Here is a 7286-nt window from a genome sequence, read left to right on the forward strand (position 1 = left end):
CCAGCCTCCCCACCCCCCGCATCCTGTCCGTTGCCCCGGGCCTGCGACTTCGCGTTGGCGCTCATGTGTGCATCCTCCGGGGGCCCTCCAGTGCAGGCGCCCGGCCATCCCCCGCGGTGCCTCGAAACGGGCACTTGCGACCTGGCGGAGCACCATTTCGGAGCGGAACGCGCCAGGACGGCGCACCCGGAGTGATCCACTCCGGACAGGCGTTGCACCGCCACGGCCCGGCTCGGCGTGTCAGCGAAGGAGGAGCCTCGCCTTATGTTCCCTTGACCCGAGGGGGGACGATTTTATAATTGACCAGTCCGGTCCACATTCGTGTGGGCACATGTAGACCCTGCCGCTGCGCGCGGACCCACCGCGTCGCCGGGGAGCGGAGGGAAGTCCCACCCTCCCGCGTCTTTTCTTCCGAGGAAGCCATGCTGAACCTGCCCATCTACATGGACAACCACGCCACCACCCCGCTCGACCCGCGGGTGCTGGAAGCGATGTTGCCCTACCTCCGTGAGGACTTCGGCAACGCGGCCAGCCGCAACCATGCGTTCGGCTGGAAGGCCGAGGCCGCGGTGGAGAAGGCCCGCCGGCAGGTGGCGGAGCTGATTGGCGCGTCGGAGAAGGAGATTGTCTTCACCTCCGGCGCCACCGAGTCCGACAACCTGGCCATCAAGGGCGTCATCGAGTTCTACAAGTCCAAGGGCGACCACATCATCACCCTGAAGACCGAGCACAAGGCCATCCTGGACACCTGCAAGCGTCTGGAGCGCGTGCGCCAGGAGCGGCTGGACGAGCTCAAGCTGCTGCGCCTGGGACAGCTCGCCGAGCGCGACGTGCAGCCGGAAGACGTGGCGGAGCTGGCCGTGAAGTTCGACCTGGAGTCGGACGCGACGTACCAGAAGTGGGCGGAGCTGCCGACGGGCGGCGCGCGCGTCACCTACCTGGACGTGGAGCGGGACGGCCGCGTGAGCCTGGAGAAGCTGGCCGCGGCCATCACGCCGAAGACGGTGCTCATCTCCATCATGTTCGCCAACAACGAGATCGGCGTCCTCCAGCCGGTGGCGGAGATTGGCCGGCTGTGCCGCGAGAAGGGCATCCTCTTCCACTGCGACGCGGTGCAGGGCGTGGGCAAGGTGCCCTTCGACGTGGAGGCGATGAACGTGGACCTCGCGTCCATCAGCGCCCACAAGATGTACGGCCCCAAGGGCGTGGGTGCGCTGTACGTGCGCCGCAAGCCGCGTGTGCGCATCGCCCCCATGGTGGACGGCGGCGGACATGAGCGCGGCATGCGCAGCGGCACGCTCAACGTGGCCTCCATCGTCGGCTTCGGCGCGGCGGCGGAGGTGGCGAAGCAGGACCTGCCCGAGGAGGCGGCCCGCCTGTTCCGCCTGCGCGAGCGGCTGCGCACCGGCATCATGGAGCAGTTGGACATGGTCGTGGTGAATGGCAGCCTGGAGCACCGCATGCCGGGCAGCCTCAACATCTCCTTCTCCTACGTGGAAGGCGAAGCGCTGATGATGTCCATCAAGGACGTCGCGGTGTCGTCCGGGTCCGCGTGCACCTCCGCCTCCCTGGAGCCCTCCTACGTGCTGCGCGCCCTGGGCGTGGAGGAGGACATGGCCCACAGCTCCATCCGCTTCGGCCTGGGCCGCTTCAACACGGAGGAAGAGGTAGACTTCGTCATCCGCCTCGTGGTGGACAAAGTCCGCAAGTTGCGAGACATGAGCCCACTGTACGAGATGGCCAAGGAAGGCATCGACTTGAAGAGCATCGAGTGGACGGCGCACTAGGCGCGCGGGTTCTTCCACCGACACGGATCCCAACCGGGCACGCAAGTCCCCGCCCGCCCGGCAGCGCATCGGTTGCCCCCCAGGCGCATCAGTTCAAGCGTTGTGTGAAGGAGCGTTAGACGCATGGCTTACAGCGAGAAGGTCATCGAGCACTACGAGAACCCCCGCAACGTGGGGACGCTCGACAAGAACGACCCGAACGTGGGCACCGGCCTCGTGGGCGCTCCCGCCTGCGGCGACGTGATGCGCCTCCAGTTGAAGATCAGCGACGCGGGCGTCATCGAGGACGCGCGCTTCAAGACCTTCGGCTGCGGCTCCGCCATCGCGTCCAGCTCGCTCGTCACCGAGTGGGTGAAGGGCAAGACGGTCGACCAGGCGATGACCATCTCCAACAAGGACGTGGCGCGGGAGCTGGCGCTGCCCCCCGTGAAGATCCATTGCTCGGTGCTGGCCGAGGACGCCATCAAGGCGGCCATCGAGGACTTCAAGAAGAAGCGCGCCGCGCGGCAGTCGTAGTCAGCAGCTCCCGAAGCACGCGGCACTTTCAGGAAGCGAGGACGACACCATGAACGAGCAGGCCCAGACGACCCAGGCCCCTCAGACGCCCCCCAAGCCGGCGCCCAAGGGCATTGGCCTGGCGGACAGCGCGGTGGAGCGCCTCAAGGTGCTGCTGGCGGAGCGCCAGACGCCGGAGGCGGGGTTGCGCATCGCCGTGAAGGGCGGTGGCTGCTCCGGCCTCCAGTACTCCATGGAGTGGTCGGAGAAGTCCCGCGAGCGCGACAAGGTGTTCGAGAAGGACGGCGTGCGCGTCTTCGTGGATCCGAAGAGCTACCTGTACCTCATCGGCACGGAGTTGGTGTTCGAGCAGACGCTGATGGCCTCCGGCTTCAAGTTGAACAACCCGAACGTGAAGGCCGCCTGCGGCTGCGGAGAGAGCTTCTCCGTCTGACGCGCGGTCCACCCGCCCGCCCCGTCGGTCAGGGAGCGGGTATCAGGGGTCCGGCCCGGTGCCGGGCCCCTTTTTCGTTTCGCCCCCATGAGGATTCCCCCACCGTGAGGACCCACTTCGACGTGTTCGGGCTGCCCCGCTCCCACGCCGTGGACGTGCCGGCCCTGGAGAAGCAGTTCCGGGAGCTGTCGCTCCAACTGCACCCGGACCGCGTCGCCCAGGGCAATGCCCGCGAGCGGCTCCAGGCCCTGGAGGGCACCACCGCCCTCAACGAGGCCTACAAGACGCTCAAGGACCCGGTGCGCCGCGCCTTCTACCTGCTCAAGCTGCACGGCATCGACCTGGACCGCGAGGACGCCGGCGCGCAGAAGGACATGCCCCTGGCGTTCCTGGAGGAGGTCATGACCCTGCGCGAGGAGTTGGACGACGCCATCGCGGCGAAGGACCTGCCGAAGGCCCAGGCCATGGCGAAGGACGTCGCGGCGAGGAAGCAGGCGGCGCTCGCGGAGGCCGTGTCCGCGCTCCAGGGGCTGGAGGGAGCGGGCGATTCTCCCGACGGGGTGAGAAAGGCATCGCACGCGCTGGGGCGGGTGCGCTACTTCACGCGCTTCCTCGAGCAGGTGGACGCGTTCGAGGAGGAGGTGCTCGCGTGAGCAACAACGGCTTTCTGCAGATCCACGACCCGCTGAAGCCCAAGGGGCACGTGGTGGGCATCGACCTGGGCACCACCCACTCGCTGGTGGCGTCCGTGTCCCAGGGCAAGCCCCGCTGCGTCCCGGTGGACGACGGGGATTCGCTGCTGCTGCCCTCCGTCGTGCACTACGGCAAGGACGGCGGCGTGGTGGTGGGCGCGCGCGCGCGGCTGCTCGGCGCCGACGCCCCCACGGACACCATCGTGTCGGTGAAGCGCTTCATGGGCCGGGGCCCGGACGACGCGGAGACGCGCAAGCTGGGGGCCTACCGCTTCGTGCCCGGCTCGCAGGTGGTGCGCTTCGACGTGGCCGGTGGCCAGCCGGTGACGCCCATCGAAGTGTCCGGCGAAATCCTGCGCGCCCTGAAGCGCCGCGCGGAGGCGCACTTCTCCGGCAAGGTGGAGCAGGCCGTCATCACCGTGCCCGCCTACTTCGACGACGCCCAGCGGCAGGCCACCCGGGACGCGGGGAAGCTCGCGGGCCTGGAGGTGCTGCGGCTGCTCAACGAGCCCACCGCGGCGGCCCTGGCCTACGGCCTGGACAAGGGCAGCCAGGGCATGTTCGCCGTCTACGACCTGGGCGGCGGCACCTTCGACATCTCCATCCTCAAGCTGGAGGACGGCGTCTTCGAGGTGAAGTCCACCGGCGGCGACTCCGCCCTGGGTGGAGACGACTTCGACCGCGCCATCGCGGAGCGCGTGCTCCAGGCGATGGGCGCATCCTCCCCCACCCATGCGCAGGTCTCGGAGACCCTGGCGGCGGCGCGCAGGGTGAAGGAAGCGCTGACGGACGTGGCGGAGGCGACGCTCAGCGTGGGCGGGCACTCGCAGCCCGTCACGCGCGCGGACTTCGAGGCGTGGATCCAGCCGCTCGTGCAGAAGACGGGTCTGGTGTGCCGGCGGGCCCTGAAGGACGCGGGCGTGGTGGCCGGGGAACTGGACGGCGTCATCCTGGTGGGCGGCTCCACGCGCGTGCCGGCGGTGCGCCGCTTCGTGGCGGAGCTGTTCGGCCGCGAGCCCCTGGGTGACATCGATCCGGATCAGGTCGTGGCGCTGGGCGCGGCGGTGCAGGCCAGCCTCCTCACCGACAGCAACCGCCAGGACGAGGTGCTGCTGCTGGACGTGCTGCCCCTGTCGCTGGGCCTGGAGACGATGGGCGGCATCGCGGAGAAGCTGATCCAGCGCAACTCCACCATCCCCACGGCGGCGGCGCAGGTGTTCACCACGTTCAAGGACGGCCAGACGGGCCTGGACGTGCACGTGGTGCAGGGCGAGCGGGAGCTGGTGCAGGACAACCGCAGCCTCGCGCGCTTCACCCTCTCCGGCATCCCGCCCCTGGCGGCGGGCATGGCCCGGGTGGAGGTGCGCTTCCAGGTGGACGCGGACGGCATCCTGTCCGTCACCGCCAAGGAGCAGAGCACCGGTGTCGCGCAGACCATCACCGTGAAGCCCAGCCACGGCCTGTCCGACGAAGAGATCGAACAGATGCTGCTCGACTCCATCGACTACGCCGAGGACGACATCCAGGCCCGCCAGGTGCGCGAGCAGCAGGTGGAGGCCGAGCGCGTGCTCACCGAGGCCGACCGCCAGCTTCGCGAGAACGCGGCCCTGCTGGAGGCCGGCGAGCCGGAGGCCATCCAGGCCGCCATGGCCCGCGTGCGTGAGTCCGCGAAGGGCAAGGACTACATGGCCGTGAAGGAGGCCCTCCACGCGCTGGACGAGGCGTCCCGGGCCTTCATCGAACGGGTCATGAACCGCGCCATCACCCAGGTGGTGTCCGGCCATTCCGTGGAGGAGTACTGACCGTGCCCAAGGTCACCTTCAAGAGCCCCCTGGCGGAGGTCGCCGTGGACGTGCCCCCGGGCACCACCCTGCTGGACGCCGCGGAGAAGGGCGAGGCCCAGGTGGGCCACAGCTGCGGCGGCGTGTGCGGGTGCTCCACCTGCCATGTGTGGATCCGCAAGGGCTTCGACTCGCTGAGCGAGCAGCGGGACGACGAGATGGACCGCCTGGACATGGGCTTCGACGTGCGGCCCTATTCCCGCCTGTCCTGCCAGACGGAAGTGGCCTCCGAGGACGTCACGGTGGAGATCACCGAGGAGTCCCTGGTCGCCTTCATGGATGAGAACCCGGCCATCCGCCGGCAGCTCGAATCCGAAGGGAAATGGCCCCTGAAGAAGTAGGCCGAAAACGGGGCTTGACCGGGCAGAAGAGGTTCTTTATACGTCTGCCCGTCGCAACGCCGCGCCAGCCCGCCCGGGTGGTGGAATTGGTAGACACACTAGATTCAGGGTCTAGCGCCTGCAAGGGCATGGAGGTTCGAGTCCTCTCCCGGGCATGAAGTAGAAAGAAGGGCCCCGACCACAAGTCGGGGCCCTTTTTGTTTTCCGGAACGGCCCTTCGCGCGGATCAGGGCTGCGCGGGTTCCACGGCCTCGTGCGCCACATGGTGCGCCGCGGCGTTGGCCAGCCGGCCCCCCTTGCGCAGGTCCCGGATGCGCAGCTTGCTGTGGTGCACGGACAGGGCGCCCAGGGACACCTGGCTGAGCACGGTGCCCAGGTGGGTGAGCGTGGCGAAGGCCGCCGCCGCCTCCGGGCTGGCCCCCAGGGAGCGCGCCGCCCAGCTCGTCACGAAGTAGTAGATGCCCATGCCCGCCGGGACGCCCGGCAGCGCCTGCCCCAGGGAGATGGCCCCCAGCACCACCGCGCCCGCGAAGAGCCCGCCGGGGATGCCGATGCCGTGCAGCGCGAGGCCGTACGCCAGCGCGGAGGCGGACACCGGGAAGATGGAGAAGAAGAACACCTTCGCCATGCCCTTGAAGGAGCGCGCGGTGCCCAGGCCCTCGCCCACGTGGGCGAAGAAGCTCTCCACGCGCGGCAGGCTGTGGCGCTTGTGCAGCCAGCGGCCCAGGGGCGCCGCCCAGTGGGCCAGCAGCACCACCAGCGCGACCAGCCCGATGCACAGCGAGATGGCCACCTTCAGCTGTCCCTGGAAGTGGGCCATCGTCGTGCCGAAGGGGCCCAGGAAGGACAGGGCCACCAGCAGCATCAGGCAGGCGAACTCCATCAGCTTGCACACGCCCACGGAGCCCAGGCCCCGGATGAAGGGCACGTGCTGCGTGCGCGCCAGCAGGAAGGCCCGCGTCACCTCACCCAGCTTCCCCGGCAGCGCGTTGTGCACGAAGACGCCAATGCCCACCAGGTGGTAGCGCTCCTTGAACGGGATGGGCTTGCGCAGCGTGGACTGCCACTGCACCGCCCGCAGCGGCACGAGCGACGCCTGCAGCAGCAGGAAGGGCACCAGCCACACCAGGTGCCCCGGCAGATCCGCGACGAACTGACGCAGCGGGAAGCGGGGGATGAGCAGGTCCCCTGCCCCGCTCAGGTTCCACTTGAAGAAGGCCGTGGACAGCAGGAGCACGGACAGCACGAGCCCCACCACGGCGCCCAGCACCTTGAGCCACGTGCGTCCACCGGCGTTGGGAAGCCGCATGGTCCTCCCTTCGGGTTTCAATGCAGGATTCGCGGCGAGCCCGTGTCCAGGTAGGCCTCCGCCAGCCGCTCATGCAGCCGCGCGCAGTGGCTCAGGCCGGACAGGCCCACCGGCCCGCTCGCGGGCCACATCACCAGGCTGTCGGACTCCACCTGCGTCAGGCCCCCGTGCGAGCCGAACTCCCACGCGAAGCCCACCGTGCCGCCCTTCTGCACGGCCGCGCCGAAGAGCACCAGGTCGCCCGCCGTCTCCATGCGCGGCAGGCCGTGGAGGAAGTCCGCCACGGCGCGCCGGCTGTACTCCGAGGACAGGGGCGCGCGGTCCAGGTCCGCGGGCCCATACACCCCGCCGCCCATCACCACCACCG

Annotated in this window: 7 protein-coding genes, 1 tRNA gene and 1 pseudogene; 7 read left to right on the forward strand and 2 right to left on the reverse strand. The window is 69.3% G+C overall.

The window, feature by feature from the left end; translation table 11 throughout:
* Window positions 1-425 precede the first annotated feature (425 nt).
* The 7 genes from D7Y13_RS35275 (at window position 426) to D7Y13_RS35305 (ending at window position 5765) form a co-directional block, all read left to right on the forward strand.
* Entirely contained in the window at window positions 426-1787 is a 1362-nt protein-coding gene (locus tag D7Y13_RS35275) for an IscS subfamily cysteine desulfurase (RefSeq protein WP_233595472.1), read from the forward strand.
* Between the two features lie 123 nt (window positions 1788-1910).
* Window positions 1911-2303: a Fe-S cluster assembly scaffold IscU gene (gene iscU / locus D7Y13_RS35280; protein WP_120532156.1), complete on the forward strand. Its 393-nt coding sequence runs from the start codon at window positions 1911-1913 to the stop codon at window positions 2301-2303.
* Window positions 2304-2352: 49 nt separating this feature from the next.
* Complete coding sequence (locus D7Y13_RS35285; RefSeq protein WP_120532155.1) at window positions 2353-2736, forward strand: HesB/IscA family protein; 384 nt, start codon at window positions 2353-2355, stop codon at window positions 2734-2736.
* Window positions 2737-2840: 104 nt separating this feature from the next.
* Window positions 2841-3389, forward strand: a complete 549-nt coding sequence (gene hscB / locus D7Y13_RS35290; RefSeq protein ID WP_120532154.1) for a Fe-S protein assembly co-chaperone HscB — start codon at window positions 2841-2843, stop codon at window positions 3387-3389.
* Window positions 3386-5230: a Fe-S protein assembly chaperone HscA gene (gene hscA / locus D7Y13_RS35295; RefSeq protein WP_120532153.1), complete on the forward strand. Its 1845-nt coding sequence runs from the start codon at window positions 3386-3388 to the stop codon at window positions 5228-5230. Before hscB ends, hscA begins: the two co-directional genes overlap by 4 nt.
* Before the next feature lie 2 nt (window positions 5231-5232).
* Window positions 5233-5610 carry a 2Fe-2S iron-sulfur cluster-binding protein gene (locus tag D7Y13_RS35300; RefSeq protein WP_120532152.1) on the forward strand — a complete coding sequence of 126 codons (378 nt, stop codon included), beginning with the start codon at window positions 5233-5235 and terminating at the stop codon, window positions 5608-5610.
* A 71-nt stretch (window positions 5611-5681) separates the two neighbouring features.
* Window positions 5682-5765: transfer RNA gene (locus D7Y13_RS35305), tRNA-Leu, on the forward strand.
* A gap of 71 nt (window positions 5766-5836) precedes the next feature.
* Here the strand turns inward: D7Y13_RS35305 and D7Y13_RS35310 are convergent.
* Window positions 5837-6919, reverse strand: coding sequence for a lysylphosphatidylglycerol synthase transmembrane domain-containing protein (locus D7Y13_RS35310; protein ID WP_120532151.1), 1083 nt, complete (start codon window positions 6917-6919; stop codon window positions 5837-5839).
* Window positions 6920-6936: 17 nt separating this feature from the next.
* A pseudogene (locus tag D7Y13_RS35315) lies at window positions 6937-7286 on the reverse strand (alkaline phosphatase family protein); the annotation flags it as partial.

The sequence above is a fragment of the Corallococcus praedator genome (assembly GCF_003612125.1).
GTDB lineage: Bacteria > Myxococcota > Myxococcia > Myxococcales > Myxococcaceae > Corallococcus > Corallococcus praedator.